The organism is Streptomyces sp. NPDC001093, from assembly GCF_040298985.1.
Classification (GTDB): domain Bacteria; phylum Actinomycetota; class Actinomycetes; order Streptomycetales; family Streptomycetaceae; genus Streptomyces.
Genome location: NZ_JBEPBF010000060.1, coordinates 36,678 through 57,759 on the forward strand (window position 1 = coordinate 36,678; position 21,082 = coordinate 57,759).

Here is a 21,082-nt window from a genome sequence, read left to right on the forward strand (position 1 = left end):
CGGCCGGCACTTCCTGGAGGTGGAAATGCATGAGTTGGGGGAGAATGATCCGCGCGAGTGCGGGGGCTACCAGTTGCTCGGGCGGCTGGGAGCCGGGGGCATGGGGGTCGTGTACCTGGGTCGGCATGCCAATGGGCAGAAGGCAGCGGTCAAGATCATGCGACCTGAGCTGGCAGACGATGCCGCTTTCGTGGAGCGCTTCCGCCGTGAGGGGCGTGCGCTGGCTGCATTGCGCAGCCCTTATGTCGTCACGGTTCTCAAGCACTCCGGCGAGAACGAGCGCTCTTATCTGGTAACGGAGTACGTGCCGGGTTCGTCATTGGCCGAACGGCTCGGCGCGGGGCCCATTGCGCCGGGTGAACTACTGTCCCTTGCAGAGGCATTGGCACAGGCATTGGAGGCGATTCACGCAGCGGGGATCGTACATCGCGATCTGAAGCCGTCGAACGTGCTGTTAGGGCCGGATGGGCCCAAGGTGATCGACTTCGGTATTGCGCAGCTTTTCGATGCCACAGCTGTGACACGCACCGGCTGGCGCCTCGGCACACCTGGGTACCTTGCTCCGGAGCAGCTCACGGCAGGGGTCGCTGGAATGGCCGCTGATGTTTTCGCCTGGGGGCTCGTCGTCGCCTCCGCGGCACTGGGGCGCCATCCCTTCGGTGTAGGGCCCGCCGAGGGGCTCGCCTACCGCATTCAGCGCCACGAGCCTGACCTGCGAGGGTTGCCTTCGGAGCTCGTACCAGCAGTACGCAGTGCCTTGCAGAAGGACCCTAAACAGCGACCGGATGGCGCACAGCTGATTCAGCTCCTGCGGGAGCCTCCACCTCTCACGGCGCCTTACACGCTTGCCGTTCCTCCCAGTGGCCCGGCGACACGGCCGCAGTGGACCTTCCTACGGAAGGCCCTTCTCACCGCGTTGCTGTCGGCTGTGGTCTCCGTCGGGTTGGTCGTGTGGCTACTGACGCAGGGTAAGGCCACAGGATCCGTCATCGCGTCGTCCGATGGCCGATCGGGTCACGTACGCATGACCGCTTCAACGAGTGCCGCTCCCTCGGCAGTCGGCGCTCGTTCAGCTACGACAAGTCCGCCGTCGATGACGGCAAAGGCGGATGAGACGCCGAAGGCTGCACCCTCGACGCCCGCCGCGACACAAGTGCTCACGTTCACGCCTTGGACATTCGGCGAGCCAGCCGACGACATCGACGTTGTCTCCACTGTGCGCGGCAGCTGTTTCGGCCAGTCATTGGCCATCGTCCGTTCCGACGCGTACCGGTGTGTCGTTGGGCATGAGATCAAGGACCCGTGCTTCAGCCCGCCGAACGATCTAGCTCCGGCCGTGCTCTGTCCGGAAGCCGGGCCGATCGGAAAGGTGATCCGCGTCGACCTCACAGAGAAACTCCCTGACGATGTCGGCCTGGAGGATCAGCCGTTTCCCTTCAAGATCACGCTTGCCGACGGGCAAGTCTGCGACTCCTATGAGGGATCGGGTATCGCCATCGCAGGTAAGACGATGACTTTCGCCTGCCCGGACGGCGACCTCTTCGGAGGACCGGACCCCGCAGGAAGCACGTGGACTATCAACTATCGGCCGAAAGGCGCGGGCAGCTTCCAGCCCGTCGATGTCGCCGCCGTATACGAATAGCAGTCAACAGGCGGATGTGGCACTGATGCCCGGTGATCATGGTGAGCCTCTCCGGCAGATCCCGACTGACGCACATGCCGAACTGACGTGTCCGGGGACGCCTGAAACAGGGAAGGGCCGACCCGGAGGGAACCTCTCCTGAGCCGGCCCTTCTCTCTTGTGACCCGGACAGAGCCCGAACCTGGTGACACCGCTTTAAGAGAGGCTGGGGCGCAGGACGGGTGACCTGCGGCTCTGCTGGCCGAGCCGGCGGGCACTAGTACGCCCTCAGCCGCCCTGGTTGACCCTCGCATCTGGCACGGCTGTGGCACGCGCCTCCTTCGTAGAGGCGTGCGCGGTCAGCGTCCTTCGCGTTCGTAGCGTTCCACCCGACGCGCCAACTTGGCGCGATACCTCTCAGGTGAATGGAAATTCTGAGAGCGGCGGACCATGTCTTCGGCCCTAAGGCTTTTTGCGTAGGCCTGGAGCGCAGGTATCCGGAGGAGGACAGCGCGATGCGCTTCGGCTTCCTCGATAGTCTCCAGCGGGGTGCTGGCGTTGCGTTCATGGTTGCAGCCCCAATGGGTGAGGCGCACATTGTCGCGCGTGTCAGCGCCGCCGGCCGCGATAGTACGGACGTGGTCGATGCTCGGCGACCGAGGATCTGGATGTTGATAGGCCTGGTCCACTGGATCTCGGCATAGACCGCAGATCCAGCCGTCCCGTTCTCCGATCTCTACCGCTTTGTAGCGTTCGACGCTCCCATTGCTCCGCATGCGCTCACGGCGGCGCCGGTCCTGGGCGCGCTTGGCTTCGCTGCGCCGAGGGGTGGGCAGGTCTGCGTTGCTCACCTGTGCTTCCTTCTACACGCTAATGGGCAAGGCTCTTGCCCGCTGCCGAGCTTTGGCGCGCACTTCTTTGAGGCGGTCGTGAAAGCCATTGTGGCGGTTCTGGTCGAGGTTCAGGGGAAGGTCATGCTGAGCGATGAGCTCCGACTCCAACGTCCACGGTTCGTCATGTTCCAGCCAGCACACTTGCGCGTGGTCGGCCATCCATTGGCTGAGGCTGGTTTCCCCGCTCTCACCGAACGTCAGGCGGTTCCCGCTACCTACGCGGCGTAGTTCGAGCCCGAGCAGGCAGCCAAGGGTGAGCCGCAGCGTTGATCCAGCCGCGTTGCCCCGGTAGTGGTACCGGACGCGCTTCCTCAGGTTCTGCGTGCTGGTCCGGTTGGACATGTGGCGCGGAGCTATGCCGACGTAGAGCAGTCGTCCGGGGGCCAAATCGGGGTGGGGTGTCTCCTTGAAGTGCCACCCGTAGACTCCGGCCGCTGCTGGTACAGGGCATTGCCGCACCAAGACCTCTCGCGCCGACCACAGTCGTGCAGGACTGGTGAGGGCGGTCGCGTCCACGGAGCCTCCAACGCTGGAAAGTGCATTGGGCGCAGGCTACTTGGCGACAACGACACGAGACGTCCGCGGCATGCGGACCACCCGGCTCCGACAACAGGAGACACTCAGCTTGGGAAGCTGCGGTTACTGGAACGCGGCTCGGGCGCTGAACTGGACAAACGGCGGTGTGAGTGGGCTCGCGGGGTTGGCCGCCTTCACCGTGATTCCCCGCTGACCCCCGCCCGATCTGGTGCGTTTGTGGTGCGTGGACGTGCGGAAGGCTCGGGAGGTCTGTCTCAGCTGCTCTCGCTCGGCTTCGTCGACCCGTCGTTGCACGGACTCGCTGGGCTGGTCCCCGGGTCACGGCTCGGCAATGCAACCACGGACCCATCACATGAGTGCCATGCTTTGTTCACTCGTCTACGAGTTGAGGGGGCGACATGGCCAGGCGGAGAAGCATGAGCAAGTCGATCAACCTGGGTGGTGGTGTGAGGGTTCGGCTCGGCACCAAGTCGTCGAGCATCAGCATGGGCGGCAAGAACGGCCGAGTGACTTTGAACAGCAAAGGCCGGAGAACGGCGACGCTTCGGGCTGGCGGGATGTCCGTATCGTCATCGAGCACGCCCGCCAAGCAGAAGCCAAAGCAGCCCGCAGTATCGCGTCGCTCCGCCATGGAACCAACGGCGAGCCTCGGCCCCCTTGTGGCGCCGAGGCGGTCCTTCGCGAACGGCTGGGTGGCCTGCGATGGGAGAGCTGTCGTCGTACACCGGGCGGGCCGGGACGACGTTCGTATCCCCGTTACTCAGATCACGCAGGCCTGGCTAGAGGGGAAGAACCTTGCTCTCATGGCGCAGGGCCATGACCCGCTGTACCTGCGATTGACGACACTCCTCACCTCATGGGACATGCGCTTTGTCACTGCCGTGGCCAAGGCAGCTGGCTTGGACCCGAGTTAGATACCGAGCCGGCTTCAGAGAGCTTCGAACCTGCAAAGCTGCCCTGCGAGAGAGGCTGGGGCTCGAGCAAGTTGCCTGTCTGACCGCTGCTATCCCCCCGCGCCTGGCAAGGCAACCTCTTTGGTTCGTAGCAACTGGGTGGGTGCTCGAGCTTGGCCTGTTTCGCTCTTGACCCACGGCGACAGTGCGCAGGCGTCCGGTGTTGTGCGTCGGCGTTGTCTCGCAGTTTGACGCGCACCCGTGGACCGTTTCACTTCTCCCCGGCGTCGGTCTGCGTGTTCGTGCTCCCACCGTGACTCTCGAGAGAATCGTTCCAACCGCTCCTCTCGACAAAGGAGTTGATCCTATAGTGGTCGCTGCGGGCCTGTGAGCTTCCGCTCGTACCTATGAATTCTGCGACAGAAGGGCGAAGATGCAAGGCGACGACAAGGTGTTGGACAGGTTCAGGCGTGCGCAGGAAAGCCTCGTTCTGCAATCGTCGGATCTTCCTTTGCAGACAATCTCGGGAATGGTTCTGGCTGAGGCGATTGACATCGATCCCGCATACCAGCGCAGGGAGCGCTGGAGTGTTGAAAAACAGTCAGCACTCATCGAGTCTTTCCTCATTAACATTCCTATTCCGCCTGTCTATCTCTCTGAAGAGGACTACGGACGATACAGTGTGATCGACGGTAAGCAGCGCATCACCGCAATCCATAAATTCCTCACCGGCCGACTTGTACTAAAGGGCATTGTAGAGCTTCCCGAGTTGAACGGGCGCACATTCGACCAGATCCCGACGGCGCTTAAGCAGACGCTAACCGTTCGACCCTACTTGCGCGTAGTCACTCTGCTCAAACAGAGTGACCCTGAACTGAAATATGAGGTGTTCACGCGACTGAATTCCGGAGGGGAAAGACTTGAGGCTCAAGAAGTCAGAAACGTAGCCTTCCGGGGGCCCTTGAACGACTTGATCTATGAGCTCGCAGAGGCGCCCTTTTTGCGCCAGCAGCTGAAGATCACATCTTCCAAGTCAGCGGCCTATGCAGACATGACTGACGCCGAGTACGTGCTGCGATTTTTCGCACTCAAGAACAATTGGGAGAGTTTTTCGGGTAGCCTTTCGCGCTCCATGGATGAGTTCATGCTTCAAAACCACAGGCGTGACGAGACATTCAGGGAGGACATGCGCAATACTTTCCTCGAGGCACTTGATCTCTGCCGGCGGATCTGGGGGAAAAACGCTTATAGGCGACCCTCCGCCCCTGGTGTCTGGCGAGATCAAACCCTCGCGGGCATGTACGACGCTCAAATGGTGGGCGTATCAATGCTGTCGGATGAGCAGCGCATTAGCGCGGTCAGGAGATCCGTCGAGATTGCGGAACTAACTCAGCATGAATTCCTCTCGGATCCTCAATTCGAAAAATCCGTGCGCGTGGCAACAAACACACCTAGTAGCGTCGCATACAGGATTGGCAAGGTGCACGAGATCCTTCTTCGTGGGAGCAGTGCGTGAGTGTATCGAGAGCACGCGAATGCTTCGTGGCGCGAATGCATGCGCTTATTGACGCCTCTCAAGAAGGCGCGCTGATTCCCCAAGGCCCGATCTCAGGGGACCGCGACCCATCCCGGTTGATGCGGAATGGCCTTGCGGTCGTGGCTTATTCCTCATTCGAGGACTTTTTCGCCTCGCGCACCGGCGAGGTTCTGGACGCTTTCGACGCAACTAGGGTTTCCTTTGATCAGCTACCGGAAAAGTTGAAGGAAGCGGCGACTGTCGGGGCGGTGAGAGCACTCGGCTTTCGTATGAATTTTGAGCCAGACGCTTCGACGAAGCGAGCGTATGTCCAGCGCCATACCGCACTCATCACGACTACAGGGACATCCGGATACAAGTTCTCCCCGCTATCCTTCATGCCTTCTTCGTCCAATTTGAGCGACGAAGATATTGAGCGCTGTCTGAAAGCGCTGCTGGTAGAGGGTCCATGGGTGGAATTGGAGAAAATAACATCTCGGATCGGATACGGTGTTGTTGGCTTGAGGCAGCGACTCAAGCAATTGGCGGCGCAGCGCCATGAGGCAGCTCACGCGGCACACGCAGATATTAGTGTGGCCGATCTGCGTCAATTTCCGCACGACCTCTTGGCGATAGCGGCTGCATTTGATGCCGTTTTTTCGCGTGCGGTTGATGAGATTCTTAGCAGAGGGCCATTGTCAAACTCCCAGGCGAAGATATCGGCAATCGCCGACAGTCTAGACCTATCGTTTATTGATTATGACGGAAAAATCTACAGTGAGAGATCTGAGGGTAAGGATCGAGCCCGTAAAAGATATGATTCGCTAGAGGGCGCTTGGAGAGGTGCCATAGGTCGGTCTGCGTCGGGGAAATCGCTTCTCGTGTATCGAGACGGACAACAGCGTCCCTTGGACTGGAGGATGGGCTGAGTTGCGGCCGGTAGATTATCGAGAAAGTGGCGTTACCCCATCTATCGGGTACCGGGTCATCTCCTATGGGCGCTTCCCTCTGCCGTGCGCCTGAGAAGAATTACGCAGCTGGCGAGAAGAGAATGTCCGAGCGGGGACGTAACTCGTCCGCCGGCTAGGCACCAGGTCGGTGTAGCGGCTTTGGGGTGGCGCTGCTTTGGCGCGAGTGATCATGGCCCCGTAAGCTTCCGGCGCGTCGGGCAGTCTGTGGACCTGCCCGGTAAAGCACGACGTTGGGGCCATGATCTGCGAGGCTCGCGCCAAAGTGGCTCCGTAAAGCCGTGGAGCCGACCGCCCCAGCCACGACGTACCCCTTCTCTGACGCAAGGCGGCTGATTGCTCTGAGCGCGGCACGGGCGCCGGTCGGGTTGGAGCGGGGCGGAGACAGGAGCGCAGGCCCGGCCGGGGGCCGGGCCGCGCGCGGAGGTCGTTGTCTGGAAGCTCAGTGTCAACCGCTCGGCGAAGAAGCCTACCCATCTCGTCCGATGGTCTGTGGACGGTCAGCCATTCCACGAGTCCTATAAGACCAAGGCGCTGGCCGACCGTTGCCGATCTCAGCTTCTCAGGGCGGCGGACAAGGGCGAGCCGTTCGACACTGTGACCGGCCTGCCCGATTCGCTGCGCGGTGGCAAAGCTGCCGTGTCATTCCTGGATCTGGCGGTGAAGTACGTGGATGCCCGGTGGGCAGAGGCGTCGGCCAAGCAACGGGACAGCGTGACGGACGCACTGGCGACGGTCGTTCCCGTCCTGGTCAAACCGGGACGGGGGCGGCCTGGTCCTGATGTTCTGCGGCGGGCGCTGCGCTCGTATGTCCTGCCGGTCCCTCGCCGAGAGCGGGAGCGGCCGGAGGAGATCGCGGCGGCGGTGAAGTGGATCGAGAAGGCGTCGCTGCCGGTGGCGGAGCTGCAAGAGATCACCCGGGTGCATGACCTGATCGACGCGCTGGGCCGGAGGCTGGACGGCAAGCCTGCGGCGACGCAGACGTACCGGCGGCGGCGTGCCGTGGTCTTCAACGTTCTCGAATATGCCGTGGAGCTGGAGCACCTGCCCTCCAACCCGCTGAGCCGGGTCCGGCGCAAGCGGGGCAAGCGGGCGCTGCAGGAGGTCGACCGCCGGGTGGTGGTCAATCCTCGGCAGGCTCGGGAGCTGCTGACCGCACTCACGTATGTGGGTGGCTATGAGCGGGCGAGTGGCCGGAGGCTGCGGGCGTTCTTCGGGTGCCTGTACTACGCGGCCATGCGGCCGGGGGAGGCCCTTGGCCTTCGACGCTCCGACTGCACGCTTCCGCCGTCGGGTTGGGGCCGTATCGAGCTGGCGGAGACCCGGCCCACTGCTGGGAAGGCGTGGACGGACTCTGGTGAAGCACACGACCGGCGGGGCCTGAAGCAGCGGGCCCATGGTGAGGTGCGCATTGTGCCGATTCCGCCTCCGCTGGTGCGGCTGCTACGCGAGCACCTGGCGGAGTTCGGCGCGGCGAAGGACGGCCGGCTGTTCGCCAGTGAGCGGGGCAACGTGATCGCTGCGTCGTCGTACTCGCGGGCGTGGAAGCAAGCTCGGGAGCTCGCCTTCGTCCCCGATCAGGTGTCCTCCGTCCTGGCCTTCCGGCCGTACGACCTTCGGCATGCGGGAGTCTCCCAGTGGCTCAACTCAGGCGTTCCGGCGCCGGAGGTCGCCGCTCGGGCAGGCCACTCGGTGGACGTCCTTCTGAAGATCTACGCGAAATGCATCGATGGCCAGGAGCAGGAGATGAACAACCGGATCATGCAGGGGCTTGGGGAGGACTCAGCAGACTGACCAGAACGACCTGATCAAATACGGGAGCCCCGGACTGCGAGTGGTCTGGGGCTCCGGTCTGTCGCCCTCCTGGGCTGTACGGCCGGAGAATGATCTAGCCAGGTCCGATTGAGGAGACAAACATGGCCCCCGAGCCCATGACCACGCCTGCAGAGACCCGCGTTCGATTGGAGGACGGGAGCTCTGCCGTTCTTACGCTCGCGGACGTCGCTGTCGCTGCCCTGCATACGCCTGAAGACGAGAAGTACGACGTGCTCGCGGTGGTTGGGGGCAAGAACGTCCCCGCGCTGGTGCTCGCGCGGAATGCGCTGAAGGGTCGGAATCCGGCGAACACAAACGTTGCCGAGATGGCTCTGCGTGATCTTGGGTTCAGCATCCTGGTGCGGCGCCGGTTCGACAACGCTACCGGTGAGCCGGTGCGGCTGACCCGTGAGCAGATCAACAACTCTTCGGTCTGACCTCGAACGACGTCTCCGCCGTAATCGACATGTCGGAGCCCTGGGCCCCGAGTGGTCCGGGGCTCCGCCCCGTGCACAGGTGGTCCACACGGCTACGCTCAGAGAATCGCGAAACACCCTCTGACCTGCCGAGAAGCCTGTCAAGATCATTACGTCGCCATTACGTGATCACTGGCAAACGGTTGCTTCCGGTGGCATCCGCCTGCGCATACGACAAGACCCCGCACTCAGCGAACACGCTGATGGCGGGGTCTTTAGGCACTTCCTGCGAAGTGCCCCCGGCAGGATTCGAACCTGCGCACACGGCTCCGGAGGCCGTTGCTCTATCCCCTGAGCTACGGGGGCGTGTCGGTTGCGGAGCTCTTCGCTCGCGGCGACGGGTAGAACACTATCAGGTCGGGCGGGGTGATCAGGAACCCGTTTCCGGGGGTCGGGCAGGGTGGGCCGGGGCGGGTCCCCTGTACGGGGTGGAAGTGGGGAAAACCCGGACGCGGTGGCCGGTCCGGACCTACTCTCGAGTTGTGCCAGGCGCCTCGGGTCGGGTGCTTGTTGTGGACGACAACAAGGTCATCCGGCAGCTGATCAGGGTCAACCTCGAGCTGGAAGGTCTCGAGGTCGTGACCGCGGCCGATGGTGCCGAGTGTCTGGATGTGGTGCACCAGGTGCGGCCCGATGTCGTGACCCTCGACGTCGTCATGCCCCGGCTGGACGGCCTGCGCACCGCCGCCCGGCTCCGCGCCGATCCCCGTACGCATCATCTGCCCGTCGCCATCATCAGCGCCTGCACGCAGTACGAGGTCGACACCGGCCTCGACGTCGGCGTGGACGCCTTCCTCGCCAAGCCCTTCGAGCCTGCCGAGCTCGTACGACTCGTCAAGCACCTCATCGAGCGCGGGGGCGGGGGCGGCGGGGGAGATGAGCGCGGGGGAGGACAGGGAGGGCACCGCGGCGGGGGCGGTGGCGGGGGTGGTGGCAGTGACGGAGATGGTGAGGGGGGCGGGGGAGGGGACGGTGTCGATGGAGACGCGGGGGACGGCAGGGTTCCCGGGGGCTTCGGCGACGGGATCTCCGATGGCGTACCGGGTGGGATTTCGTCCGGTGGGTAATTCGTCCGGTGGGTGAGTGGCCGGGTACCGGATCCGTCGGGAGTCCTTGCCCATCGGAACGCCGTCCCATAGTAAGAACCACCTCGCCTCCCCAGCCCCTTCCTCCCCTACGCTTGTCCCGTGACCCCCGTCGAGTTGTCCCGCACCGTGCTGCACGCGGTGCGCTGTGCTGTCGACGACGGGGAGCTGAGTGTGGCCGTGCCCGATCGGGTCGTGGTGACCGAGCCGGGGCCCGGGGGGTGCGGGGACTTCGCCACCAACGTCGCCCTGCAGCTCGCCCGGCCGGCCGGGCAGCCCCCGCGGCGGGTCGCCGAGATTCTGCGGCCCCGGCTCATCGGTGCCGATGGCATCCGGGACGTCGTCGTGACCGGGCCGGGGTTTCTCAACATCCGGCTCGACGAGCGGGCCGACCTCGTCGCCGGGCTCGTCCGGGAGATCCGGGACCGTGGTGCCGCCTACGGGCACGGGGACGCCCTCGCCGGGCAGGTCGTCGCGCTGCGGGTGCCGTACGAGCTGCGGGCCGAGGTCGTCGCGGACGCCGTCGTGCGGATCGTCGCCACGCAGGGCGGGCGTGCCACCGTCGAGCACGGTGAGCCCGTGAATCTGCGGCCCGTGCCCGCGCCGGAGGATCCCGCGCCGCTGGGCCACGACGCCTCCCAGTGGGCCCTGCTGCATCCCGCCCCGCACGACCGGCCCCGGATCACCGCCGATCATCTGATCCAGCGGGAGAGCAATCCGCTGTTCCGGGTGCGGTACGCCCATGCCCGTATCCGGTCCCTCAGCCGCAACGCCGACCGCCTGGGCTTCGCCGCCGAGCCCGGCCCGCTCGACACCAGCCCCTTCGGCGACGCCCCCCTGCCCAACGCCCGCCAGGACCACACCCCCTCGGCCACCCCCGCCGAGGCCGACGGCAACCGCACCCCGCGCGACCTCCTCACCCCCCTGGCCGACCACCCCCGCATCCTCACCGCGGCCGCCACCCACCGTGCCCCGGACCGGCTTGCCCGGCATCTCGTCACCGTCGCCGATGCCGTGCTGCCCTTCCTGCCCTCCGTGTTGCCCTGCGGCGAGGAGAAACCCTCGGCCGCCCACCGCGCCCGGCTCGCCCTCGCCGAAGCCGCCGGGACGGTGCTGGCCGGTGGCCTGTCCCTGCTCGGCATCGACGCACCCGAACACCTCTGAGGCCTCTCGCGAGAGATGCCCGGAGAGAGACAGAGAGTCTGAGAGTCACCGTCATGAGCCGTTCCGCCCATCCCGCCGGGCCCCGCCACGCCGACGTGCTGCCCGAGGGGCACTACTCCGCGCCGCCCGCCGACCTCAACGTCCTCGACCACAAGGTGTGGGCCCAGACCGTCGGGCGCAACGCCGACGGGGTCGTCACCGTCGGCGGCATGGATGTGAAGACCCTCGCCGAAGAGCACGGCACCCCCGCCTACATCCTCGACGAGGCCGACTTCCGGGCACGCGCGCGTGCGTGGCGTACCGCCTTCGGGGCCGACGCCGACGTGTTCTACGCCGGAAAGGCGTTCCTGTCCCGGGCCGTCGTGCGGTGGCTCCATGAGGAAGGGCTCAACCTCGACGTGTGCTCCGGGGGTGAGCTGGCCACCGCCCTGTCCGCCGGTATGCCGGCCGAGCGCATCGCCTTCCACGGCAACAACAAGTCCGTGGAAGAGATCGAACGGGCCATCCGCGCCGGTGTCGGGCGGATCGTGCTCGACTCCTTCCAGGAGATCGTGCGCGTCGCCCACATCGCGCAGTCCCTGGGCAAGCGGCAGAAGGTCCAGATTCGGATCACCGTCGGGGTCGAGGCCCATACGCACGAGTTCATCGCCACCGCCCATGAGGACCAGAAGTTCGGGATCCCGCTGGCCGGGGGGCAGGCCGCGGAGGCCGTGCGGCGGGCGCTGCAGCTCGACGGGCTCGAGCTGATCGGGATCCACTCGCACATCGGGTCGCAGATCTTCGACATGTCCGGCTTCGAGGTCGCCGCCCATCGTGTCGTCGGGCTGCTGAAGGACATCCGCGACGAGCATGGCGTCGAGCTGCCCGAGATCGACCTGGGAGGCGGGCTCGGCATCGCCTACACCAGCGACGACGACCCCCGCGAGCCCCACGAGATCGCCAAGGCGCTCACCGAGATCGTCACGCGCGAGTGCGAGGCCGCCCGGCTGCGCACCCCGCGCATCTCCGTCGAGCCCGGGCGCGCCATCGTCGGGCCGACGGCCTTCACGCTCTACGAGGTCGGCACCGTCAAGCCGCTGGACGGGCTGCGGACGTACGTGTCCGTCGACGGCGGTATGTCCGACAACATCCGCACCGCCCTGTACGACGCCGAGTACAGCGTCGCCCTCGTGTCCCGGACCTCCAGTGCTGAGCCCATGCTCGCCCGCGTCGTCGGCAAGCACTGCGAGAGCGGGGACATCGTGGTCAGGGACGCGTTCCTGCCGGCCGACCTGGCGCCGGGGGATCTCATCGCCGTACCGGCCACCGGTGCGTACTGCCGGTCCATGGCCAGCAACTACAACCATGTGCTGCGGCCGCCGGTCGTCGCGGTGAAGGACGGCGAGGCGCGGGTGATCGTGCGGCGCGAGACGGAGGAGGACCTCCTGCGTCTCGACGTCGGCTAGCCCACCGACGGGGCTGGAAGATCTCCGGTCTTCCGGCCCCGTGCCCATGAAATACATGTCTCACGATCCGGACGAAGGGTAGAAACTCCCGTCCGGTGAGTGAGACTGGTCCAACCGTAGACGGTATGAGGAAACGAGGTCGGATGATGCGTACGCGTCCGCTGAAGGTGGCGCTGCTGGGCTGTGGGGTTGTCGGCTCAGAGGTGGCGCGCATCATGACGACGCACGCCGACGACCTCGCCGCCAGGATCGGCGCTCCCGTGGAGCTGGCGGGGGTCGCCGTACGGCGGCCGTCCAAGGTCCGCGAGGGCATCGACCCCGGCCTCGTCACCACCGACGCCACCGCCCTCGTCAAACGCGGGGACATCGATGTGGTGGTGGAGGTCATCGGGGGTATCGAGCCCGCCCGGACGCTCATCACCACCGCCTTCGAGCACGGGGCCTCCGTCGTCTCCGCCAACAAGGCCCTGCTCGCCCAGGACGGGGCCGCCCTGCACGCCGCCGCCGAGGAGCACGGCCGGGACCTCTACTACGAGGCCGCCGTGGCCGGCGCCATCCCGCTGATCCGCCCGCTGCGCGAGTCCCTGGCCGGCGACAAGATCAACCGGGTGATGGGGATCGTCAACGGCACGACCAACTTCATCCTCGACAAGATGGACTCCACGGGCGCCGGGTACCAGGAGGCGCTCGACGAGGCCACCGCGCTCGGGTACGCGGAGGCCGACCCGACCGCCGACGTCGAGGGCTTCGACGCCGCCGCCAAGGCCGCCATCCTCGCCGGGATCGCCTTCCACACGCGCGTGCGCCTCGACGACGTCTACCGCGAGGGCATGACCGAGGTCACCGCCGCCGACTTCCGCTCGGCGAAGGAGATGGGCTGCACCATCAAGCTGCTGGCCATCTGCGAGCGCTCGAAGGACGGGGCGTCCGTCACCGCGCGCGTGCATCCCGCCATGATTCCGCTGACCCACCCGCTCGCCTCCGTGCGCGGCGCGTACAACGCCGTCTTCGTGGAGAGCGATGCCGCCGGGCAGCTGATGTTCTACGGCCCCGGCGCCGGCGGTTCCCCGACCGCCTCCGCCGTGCTCGGCGACCTCGTCGCCGTGTGCCGCAACCGGCGGGGCGGCGCGACGGGCCCCGGTGAGTCGGCGTACGCCGCCCTGCCCGTCTCGCCCATGGGCGAGGTCGTCACGCGCTACCACATCAGCCTCGACGTCGCGGACAAACCTGGTGTTCTCGCCCAGGTCGCGACCGTGTTCGCCGAGCACGGGGTGTCGATCGATACGGTGCGCCAGCAGGGCAAGGACGGCGAGGCCTCCCTCGTCGTCGTCACTCACCGTGCGTCCGACGCCTCCCTCACCGGGACCGTCGAGGCGCTGCGCAAGCTCGACACCGTGCGGGGTGTCGCCAGCATCATGCGGGTTGAAGGAGAGTAACCAGCAATGACCCACCAGTGGCGCGGAATCATCGAGGAGTACCGGGACCGGCTGCCGGTATCCGACAGCACGCCGGTCGTGACGCTCCGCGAGGGCGGCACGCCCCTCGTGCCCGCGCAGGTGCTCTCCGAGCGCACGGGCTGCGAGGTCCACCTGAAGGTGGAGGGCGCCAACCCCACCGGGTCCTTCAAGGACCGCGGCATGACCATGGCCATCTCCAAGGCGAAGGAGGAGGGGGCCAAGGCCGTCATCTGCGCCTCCACCGGCAACACCTCGGCCTCCGCCGCCGCTTACGCCGTGCGGGCCGGCATGGTTTCGGCCGTTCTCGTCCCGCAGGGCAAGATCGCCCTCGGCAAGATGGGCCAGGCCCTCGTGCACGGCGCGAAGATCCTCCAGGTCGACGGCAACTTCGACGACTGCCTCACCCTCGCGCGCTCGCTGAGCGAGAACTACCCGGTGGCGCTGGTCAATTCGGTCAACCCGGTGCGTATCGAGGGCCAGAAGACGGCCTCCTTCGAGATCGTGGACATGCTCGGGGACGCCCCCGACATCCACGTCCTGCCGGTGGGCAACGCGGGCAACATCACCGCCTACTGGAAGGGCTACAAGGAGTACGCCGCCGACGGGATCGCCACGAAGACCCCGCGCATGTGGGGCTTCCAGGCCTCCGGCAGCGCGCCGATCGTGCGCGGCGAGGTGGTCAAGGACCCGTCGACCATCGCCACCGCCATCCGCATCGGCAACCCCGCCTCCTGGCAATACGCCCTCGCCGCGCGCGACGAGTCGGGCGGCGCCATCGACGAGGTGACGGACCGTGAAATCCTGCGCGCCTACCGCCTGTTGGCCGCGCAGGAGGGCGTCTTCGTGGAGCCCGCCTCCGCGGCCTCCGTGGCCGGTCTGCTCAAGGCCGCCGAGCAGGGCAAGGTCGACCCGGGGCAGCGCATCGTGTGCACCGTCACGGGCAACGGCCTGAAGGACCCCGACTGGGCGGTCGCCGGAGCCCCGCAGCCGGTCACCGTCCCGGTCGACGCGACGGCCGCCGCCGAGCGCCTCGGCCTGGCCTGAACCCCGGAAAACCCTGACAGGGTGCACAGGGGGCTTACGACACGCATCGTGCGCCTCCTGTGCGCCCTATGTCGCCACAGAACCTTCCTTCGATAGGCTGTACTGAACCCGCCCGCTGCATATGCCTGGCATATGGCTGCGCATATGGGCGACGCCGCGCCGTCTGCGCGGCCGGAGGGTCTCCACGTACGTATCGAATGTCTTCGACAGTCACGCAGCTCAAGGAGAGTCAACGAGCGATGGCCGGTCCAGCGTTCCGCGCCGCCGCCGTCCGGGTGCGCGTTCCCGCCACCAGCGCCAACCTCGGCCCGGGCTTCGACGCCCTCGGCCTCGCGCTGGGGCTCTACGACGACGTGGTCGTCCGGGTGGCCGACTCCGGGCTGCACATCGACATCGCGGGGGAGGGCAGCGAGACCCTTCCGCGTGACGAGTCTCACCTTCTCGTCCGCTCCCTGCGCACCGCCTTCGACCTGCTGGGCGGTCAGCCCCGCGGCCTGGAGATCGTCTGCGCCAACCGCATCCCGCACGGCCGCGGCCTCGGCTCCTCCTCCGCCGCCATCTGCGCCGGCATCGTCGCCGCCCGCGCGGTGACCATAGGCGGCGAGGCCCGCCTCGACGACGCGGCGCTGCTGGAGCTGGCCACCGAGATCGAGGGCCACCCGGACAACGTGGCCGCGTGTCTGCTCGGCGGCTTCACCCTGTCCTGGATGGAGGCCGGCGCCGCCCGGGCGATCAGGATGGAGCCCGTCGATTCCATCGTTCCGGTGGTTTTCGTGCCCGGAAAGCCGGTCCTGACCGAGACCGCGCGCGGCCTGCTCCCGCGCACCGTGCCGCACGTCGACGCCGCCGTCAACGCGGGCCGTGCCGCCCTGCTCGTCGAGGCCCTCACCCGGCGCCCCGAGCTGCTGCTGCCCGCCACCGAGGACCGCCTCCACCAGGAGTACCGCGCCCCGGCCATGCCGGAGAGCGCCGCGCTGGTGGAGCGGCTGCGCGCCGACGGCATCCCGGCCGTCATCTCGGGCGCCGGGCCCACCGTCATGGCGCTGGCCGACGCCGAGAGCGCCGACAAGGTGGCCCACCTCGCGGGTGCGGGCTGGGCCGCGAACCGGCTGGACCTCGATGTCCAGGGAGCGAGCGTGCTGCCGCTTGCGACCTGACACACGGTTGCCGGATTTGGAGAGGGGGAATGTTTGTTGGATCCGGTAGTGTTAACCTCAAGTCTGCACCCGACCCCACCATGGCGAGGTGCCTCGTGTCCCAGTCCGGGACAGACATTCTTCCGGGAGCCCCCCACGCCACTCCGTGTTCCGTACGCCGTACCTGGGCAGTACGTCGTATGCGGGCACTGAGCGGGCCGCCGGGCACGCTCCGGAATCGGTGCTACCACGCCACGTGACACTCGGTGCCACGGCTCGCGGAAGCGCCAATCACCGCACATTTCCTCCGCCGCTTTGGCGGACCACCGCCCCGGCACGGTTCACGGAAGACAGGACCGTAGCCGGACAGCACAACCGGTCGCCGAGCCAGACAGGCCGACGTCCGCTCCAGGGAAGGACCCTTCGTGAGCGACACCACCGATCTGATGGGCGCACGTGTCGAGGAGACCGCTGCCGCGCCCGCCACGGACGCCTCCGCGCCTGCCACCGGTGCCGGCTCCCGGCGGCGCCGCGGTACCGGCCTCGAGGGCATGGTGCTGGCCGAGCTGCAGCAGGTCGCCTCGGGCCTCGGCATCAGGGGCACCGCGCGGATGCGCAAGAGCCAGCTGATCGAGGTCATCAAGGAGGCGCAGGCCGCCGGGGGTGCCGCCCCCAAGGCCGAGACCGCCGCCGAGGCCAAGCCGAAGCGCCGCGCCACCTCCAAGGCCCGTACCGGCGAGGACGCCGAGAAGAAGGCGGAGGCCAAGACCGAGGCCCCCGCCGAGAAGGCCGTGGCCCAGCAGCAGATCGAGATCCCGGGCCAGCCGGCCTCCGACGACGCCCCGACCGAGCGCCGATCGCCGAGGAGTGCGGCCCGCTCCGGCCGGTCGTGGAGTCGCTGCTGCGCCAGGACCCCACCGAGCGTCTGGACTTCGAGGAGCTGAACGGCTGGCTGCGCTCGCTGGTGCGCTCCGCGCCCGAGCCGGACGCCGGCACCCACGTCGTACCCGTGCCGCCCGCCGACCCGAGCAGGTTGCCGATCGTCCGGCGCCGCGGCGAGCTGGTGCGGCTGCGGCGACGGCGCGCCGAACCGCCGGAGGTCCATCCGCACGGCCGGCACAAGCGCGCCCGGGTCCGGGAGGAGGTTCGTTCGCCGCGCAGTCTCGGCCGCACCCTGCTTCTGCTGATCCTGCTCCTGCTGGCCGGCGCGATCGCGTACGCGATGCTGTTCATGCCCAGACAGGGCGAGAGCGGCGCCGCGGGCAGTCCGGACCGCACGGGCAGCGCCGGGGAGGCAGGTCCCGCGCCCTCGTCCACACAGCAGCCCCCCTCGCCACAGGGCGGCAGCTCCTCCGCGTCCGCGCCCGCCACCCAGACCCAGCCCCAGACCGGCGGCGATCCGTCCGTCGCCGACGGCTTCGCCCTGCGTACCGACCCCGAGGGTTTCAAGATCGCCGTGGCCACGGGCTGGGACCGCACCCCGAAGAACGGCAGCGGCCAGGTGGTGTACGCGCACGGGAACTTCGAGCTGGTCGTCGTACCCGGACGGGACAGCGCCTCGACCTACGGCAGTGACCCGATGACCTACCAGCGGGACAAGGAGAGCGAGCTCCAGCCGTACCGCGACTCCAGCTGGGCCACGGCCACCGGACTGAGAACCATCGAGGTGGGCGGGCGGACCATGGCCGAGGGGCAGTTCACCTGGACCGACGGCCAGGGCCGCGACCTGTTCGTGCGCAACATGGCGATCCTGCTGAACGGCCGCTACCACATCATCCAGGTCCGCGGCCCGGAGTCCGAGCGCGACGCGGTGACCCGGTTCTACGACCAGGCCACGGCGACGTACCGCTACACCGGTTGAGCGCCCTGTATACCGGTTGGCCGATCCCGGCCGGTTCGGGCGGCGGCAACCGTCACAGTGCTGTCACCTTGCTACCCCCCTGGTTCCCTGTTGGTTGACCGGTCCTTAGTCTGACCCTGTCAAGAGCATTGCGGGGCAACGTGAATCAGATGCAGGGCCTGCTCATAGCGGGCCGCTACCGGCTCGCCGATTCCATCGGCAGCGGAGGCATGGGCCGGGTGTGGCGCGCCCACGACGAGGTGCTGCACCGGACGGTCGCCGTCAAGGAGTTGACCGCCGCGCTCTACGTCTCCGACAGCGACCGGACCGTGCTGCTCGCCCGTACCCGGGCCGAGGCCCGCGCCGCCGCGCGGATCAACCACTCCGCCGTCGTCACCGTGCACGACGTCCTCGAACACGACGGCCGCCCGTGGATCGTCATGGAGCTGGTCGAGGGCAACTCGCTGGCCGACGAGGTCAAGGAGCGGGGGCGGGTGGAGCCCAGGGAGGCCGCCCGTATCGGGCTGTGGGTGCTGCGGGCGCTGCGCGCCGCGCACTCCGCCGGTGTGCTGCACCGGGACGTCAAGCCCGGCAACGTCCTCCTCGGCCGGGACGGCCGGGTCCTGCTCACGGACTTCGGCATCGCGCAGATAGAGGGCGACTCCACCATCACCCGCACGGGAGAGGTCGTCGGCTCGGTCGACTATCTCGCGCCCGAGCGGGTGCGGGGCCACGACCCGGGCCCGGCCTCGGACCTGTGGGCGCTCGGCGCCACGCTGTACACGGCGGTCGAGGGCCGTTCGCCGTTCCGCCGTACCTCACCGCTGAGCACCATGCAGGCGGTCGTGGAGGAGGAGGTCGACGAGCCGCGCCACGCCGGTGCGCTCGGCCCCGTCATAGCCGCCCTGCTGCGCAAGGAACCGGAGCGCCGGCCGAGCGCGGAGGAGGCGGAGCAGATGCTCGCCGAGGCGGTGGAGGGCCGCCGCCCGCACACGGCCCAGGCGTTCATCCCGACCCAGGGCTCGGGCCTGCACACCGGCGGGACGGGCAACCCGTCCCGATCGGGTTACGGCCCCACCGGGACCACCCGGGGCTATGGCCCCACCGCCCACGCCTCCGGTCACGAGCCCGGCGGGAACCTCCCCGGCTTCGACCCCTCAGGAACCGCCTCGGCCTCCGCGTCCGGCCACGGCCCCGCGGTGCCGGGCGGCCCGGGCCGTTCCATGACCGGACCGACGGCCGTGGCGCCCGCGCCGCCAGGCCCGGCCCCCGTACGGCCCCGGCCCCGCCGTCGGCTGCGCACCCTCGTCCTGGTCATCGCCGTCGCGGCGGTGCTCGGCGGTGGCGCGGCCGTGGCCTTCCAGGAGTGGGGCGGCGGCTCGGCGCGGAACACCGGGTCGAGCGGTGGCGCGGGCCCGGCCACGACCTCGCCCTCGGCGAGCGGCAGCGCCGCGCCGGGTCCCGACGGCACCGTGCCCGCCAGCTGGCAGGTCCAGCATGACCCGCTCGGTTTCAGCCTCTCCCTGCCCAAAGGCTGGAAGCGGACGGTGTACGAGCTCAGCAGCGGCCTCAAACAGATCGACTACAGCCCCGACGGCGGCTACCACTTCGTCCGCATCGCCATCAACAGCTCGCCCGACTTCGCCGACGCCCACCAGCACCAGGTGGATCTGGAACAGCAGTTGCAGCGACTGGTCGACTACAAGCGTGTGGCCCTGAAACCGAACATCTACCGCGACCGCAGCGGTTCGCTGTGGGAGTACACCTGGACCGCGCTGAAGAAGGACCCGCCGCACATCGCCGGTCCGCGCCACGCGATCGAGGAGACGTACTACGCGCGTTCCGGCACCGAGTACGCCATCTACATGTCCACGCCGGAACAGGACTGGGCGAGGACCAGCAAGCAGTTCAAGTGGGTGCTGCAGGGCTGGCAGGAGCCGGCCGCCGGCTGACGTGACCGAGGCGGCCGTACGACGCCGTACGACCACTGAACGGCCGAAAATGGCTGGTCGATCGGCCCTGCTTGGCCGATCGGCGCCCCGGAGCGGGCGGGTCCGGTGAGGCATGATGGGGCTCATGGGGACCGAGGGCGCCGACTTCCGGGTGATCGCGGGCCGTTACCGTCTGGAGGCACGCATCGGGCGCGGCGGCATGGGCGTCGTGTGGCGGGCCGTGGACCAGGTGCTGGGCCGGCGTGTCGCGGTCAAGGAACTCCTCCCGGACGACTCCCTCCCCGAGGGCGACGCGCGGCGCCGCCGGGACCGTACGTTCCGTGAGGCACGGGCGGTCGCCCAGCTGCGGCATCCGCACATCATCGTCGTGCACGACGTGGTGGAGCAGGACGAACGCCCCTACCTGGTCATGGAGTTGGTCGACGGAGGCTCGCTCGCCGACCGCATCTCCCGGCAGGGCCCGGTCGACGCCGACGAGGCCGCGCGGATCGGCGTCGCCCTGCTCGGCGCGGTCCGCACCGCGCACGAGGCCGGGGTGCTGCACCGCGACATCAAGCCCGCGAACGTGCTGATCGAGTCCGGCACCGGCCGGGTCGTGCTGACCGACTTCGGTATCGCGCAGGTCGAGGGCGCCACCACGCTCACCGAGACCGGCTCCTTCGTCGGCTCCCCCGAATACACCGCGCCGGAACGGATGTCGGGGCTGCGCACCGGCCCGGAGTCCGACCTGTGGTCGCTGGGCGCGCTGCTGTGCACGGTGCTCAGCGGGGAGTCGCCCTTCCGGCGCGACTCGATCGGCGGCATCCTGCACGCCGTGGTCGCCGCCGAGATCCGCCCACCCGCCGAGGCCGAGCCGCTGCTGCCGGTCGTACGGGGGCTGCTGGAACGCGACCCCGACCGGCGGCTCGGCGCGGCCGAGGCCGAGCAGATGCTGCGGACGTACCTGGAGACGGGCCGGACCCCGGAGGCACCGGACCCGTCCTCCGGCCCCACCGCCACCGGCCGCGCGCACCGGATCACCGGCGGCTGGACGCCGAGGCCCGGTACGGCGGGGAGTCGTACCGCGAAGTCCGGTACGGCGGGCGGCCGTACGGCGAGGTCCGGTGCGACGGGGGGACGTGCCGCGAAGCCGGGTACGCCGGAGGCCGCCGCGCCGTACTCGCCGACCCAGCCGGACCTTCCGCACAGCGGGCCGCAGCCGCCCGCCGCGGCCGGGCCGGCGCCGGAGCCCCGGGCCCGG

At 68.0% G+C, this 21,082-nt stretch carries 17 protein-coding genes, 1 tRNA gene and 1 pseudogene; 16 read left to right on the forward strand and 3 right to left on the reverse strand.

Annotated features, from left to right (window positions below; translation table 11 throughout):
• Positions 1 to 25 precede the first annotated feature (25 nt).
• Positions 26 to 1,642, forward strand: a complete 1,617-nt coding sequence (locus ABT288_RS27030) for a serine/threonine-protein kinase (protein WP_351612710.1) — start codon at positions 26 to 28, stop codon at positions 1,640 to 1,642.
• A gap of 338 nt (positions 1,643 to 1,980) precedes the next feature.
• On the opposite strand, the gene ABT288_RS27035 is transcribed toward ABT288_RS27030, so the two are convergent.
• Together ABT288_RS27035 and ABT288_RS27040 are read right to left on the reverse strand one after the other, a co-directional pair.
• A complete protein-coding gene (locus ABT288_RS27035) occupies positions 1,981 to 2,472 on the reverse strand; it encodes an HNH endonuclease (protein ID WP_351612713.1) in 492 nt (163 codons plus the stop codon).
• A gap of 12 nt (positions 2,473 to 2,484) precedes the next feature.
• On the reverse strand, positions 2,485 to 2,856 hold the full coding sequence (locus tag ABT288_RS27040; protein ID WP_502972830.1) for a GIY-YIG nuclease family protein: 372 nt from the start codon (positions 2,854 to 2,856) through the stop codon (positions 2,485 to 2,487).
• 611 nt (positions 2,857 to 3,467) lie between these two features.
• Here ABT288_RS27040 and ABT288_RS27045 point away from each other — a divergent pair.
• The 5 genes from ABT288_RS27045 (at position 3,468) to ABT288_RS27065 (ending at position 8,680) form a co-directional block, all read left to right on the forward strand.
• The gene (locus ABT288_RS27045) at positions 3,468 to 3,965 is read left to right on the forward strand and encodes a DUF4236 domain-containing protein (protein WP_351612718.1); all 498 of its coding nucleotides are present in this window, start codon (positions 3,468 to 3,470) and stop codon (positions 3,963 to 3,965) included.
• A gap of 412 nt (positions 3,966 to 4,377) precedes the next feature.
• Positions 4,378 to 5,460, forward strand: a complete 1,083-nt coding sequence (locus tag ABT288_RS27050) for a GmrSD restriction endonuclease domain-containing protein (RefSeq protein WP_351612721.1) — start codon at positions 4,378 to 4,380, stop codon at positions 5,458 to 5,460.
• Positions 5,457 to 6,389, forward strand: coding sequence for a HEPN domain-containing protein (locus tag ABT288_RS27055; protein WP_351612724.1), 933 nt, complete (start codon positions 5,457 to 5,459; stop codon positions 6,387 to 6,389). Before ABT288_RS27050 ends, ABT288_RS27055 begins: the two co-directional genes overlap by 4 nt.
• Positions 6,390 to 6,920: 531 nt before the next feature.
• A complete protein-coding gene (locus ABT288_RS27060; protein ID WP_351612727.1) occupies positions 6,921 to 8,222 on the forward strand; it encodes a tyrosine-type recombinase/integrase in 1,302 nt (433 codons plus the stop codon).
• Positions 8,223 to 8,344: 122 nt separating this feature from the next.
• The gene (locus tag ABT288_RS27065) at positions 8,345 to 8,680 is read left to right on the forward strand and encodes a hypothetical protein (protein ID WP_351612730.1); all 336 of its coding nucleotides are present in this window, start codon (positions 8,345 to 8,347) and stop codon (positions 8,678 to 8,680) included.
• A gap of 273 nt (positions 8,681 to 8,953) precedes the next feature.
• Here ABT288_RS27065 and ABT288_RS27070 read toward each other — a convergent pair.
• Positions 8,954 to 9,025 (reverse strand) — tRNA-Arg (locus tag ABT288_RS27070).
• A gap of 176 nt (positions 9,026 to 9,201) precedes the next feature.
• Between ABT288_RS27070 and ABT288_RS27075 the strand changes: the two genes are divergently transcribed.
• The 10 genes and pseudogenes from ABT288_RS27075 to ABT288_RS27120 all read left to right on the forward strand — a co-directional run.
• A complete protein-coding gene (locus tag ABT288_RS27075; protein ID WP_351612733.1) occupies positions 9,202 to 9,786 on the forward strand; it encodes a response regulator in 585 nt (194 codons plus the stop codon).
• A 120-nt stretch (positions 9,787 to 9,906) separates the two neighbouring features.
• A complete protein-coding gene (gene nrtL, locus ABT288_RS27080) occupies positions 9,907 to 10,968 on the forward strand; it encodes an ArgS-related anticodon-binding protein NrtL (RefSeq protein ID WP_351612736.1) in 1,062 nt (353 codons plus the stop codon).
• A 53-nt stretch (positions 10,969 to 11,021) separates the two neighbouring features.
• The gene (lysA, locus tag ABT288_RS27085) at positions 11,022 to 12,413 is read left to right on the forward strand and encodes a diaminopimelate decarboxylase (RefSeq protein WP_351612738.1); all 1,392 of its coding nucleotides are present in this window, start codon (positions 11,022 to 11,024) and stop codon (positions 12,411 to 12,413) included.
• 143 nt (positions 12,414 to 12,556) lie between these two features.
• Positions 12,557 to 13,849, forward strand: a complete 1,293-nt coding sequence (locus ABT288_RS27090) for a homoserine dehydrogenase (RefSeq protein ID WP_351612741.1) — start codon at positions 12,557 to 12,559, stop codon at positions 13,847 to 13,849.
• Positions 13,850 to 13,855: 6 nt separating this feature from the next.
• Positions 13,856 to 14,914 carry a threonine synthase gene (gene thrC / locus ABT288_RS27095; RefSeq protein ID WP_351612744.1) on the forward strand — a complete coding sequence of 353 codons (1,059 nt, stop codon included), beginning with the start codon at positions 13,856 to 13,858 and terminating at the stop codon, positions 14,912 to 14,914.
• Positions 14,915 to 15,153: 239 nt separating this feature from the next.
• Positions 15,154 to 16,071, forward strand: a complete 918-nt coding sequence (thrB, locus tag ABT288_RS27100; RefSeq protein WP_351612746.1) for a homoserine kinase — start codon at positions 15,154 to 15,156, stop codon at positions 16,069 to 16,071.
• 530 nt (positions 16,072 to 16,601) lie between these two features.
• Entirely contained in the window at positions 16,602 to 16,994 is a 393-nt protein-coding gene (locus ABT288_RS27105) for a Rho termination factor N-terminal domain-containing protein (protein WP_502972831.1), read from the forward strand.
• Positions 16,910 to 17,911, forward strand: a pseudogene (locus tag ABT288_RS27110) (serine/threonine kinase C-terminal domain-containing protein); the annotation flags it as partial. The gene ABT288_RS27105 and the pseudogene ABT288_RS27110, both read left to right, overlap by 85 nt.
• Positions 17,912 to 18,060: 149 nt before the next feature.
• Positions 18,061 to 19,842 (forward strand): serine/threonine-protein kinase, encoded by a 1,782-nt coding sequence (locus tag ABT288_RS27115; RefSeq protein ID WP_351612748.1) that lies wholly within the window; start codon positions 18,061 to 18,063, stop codon positions 19,840 to 19,842.
• 124 nt (positions 19,843 to 19,966) lie between these two features.
• Positions 19,967 to 21,082: serine/threonine-protein kinase (locus ABT288_RS27120; protein WP_351612750.1), on the forward strand; the 1,116-nt coding region annotated here is incomplete at its 3' end.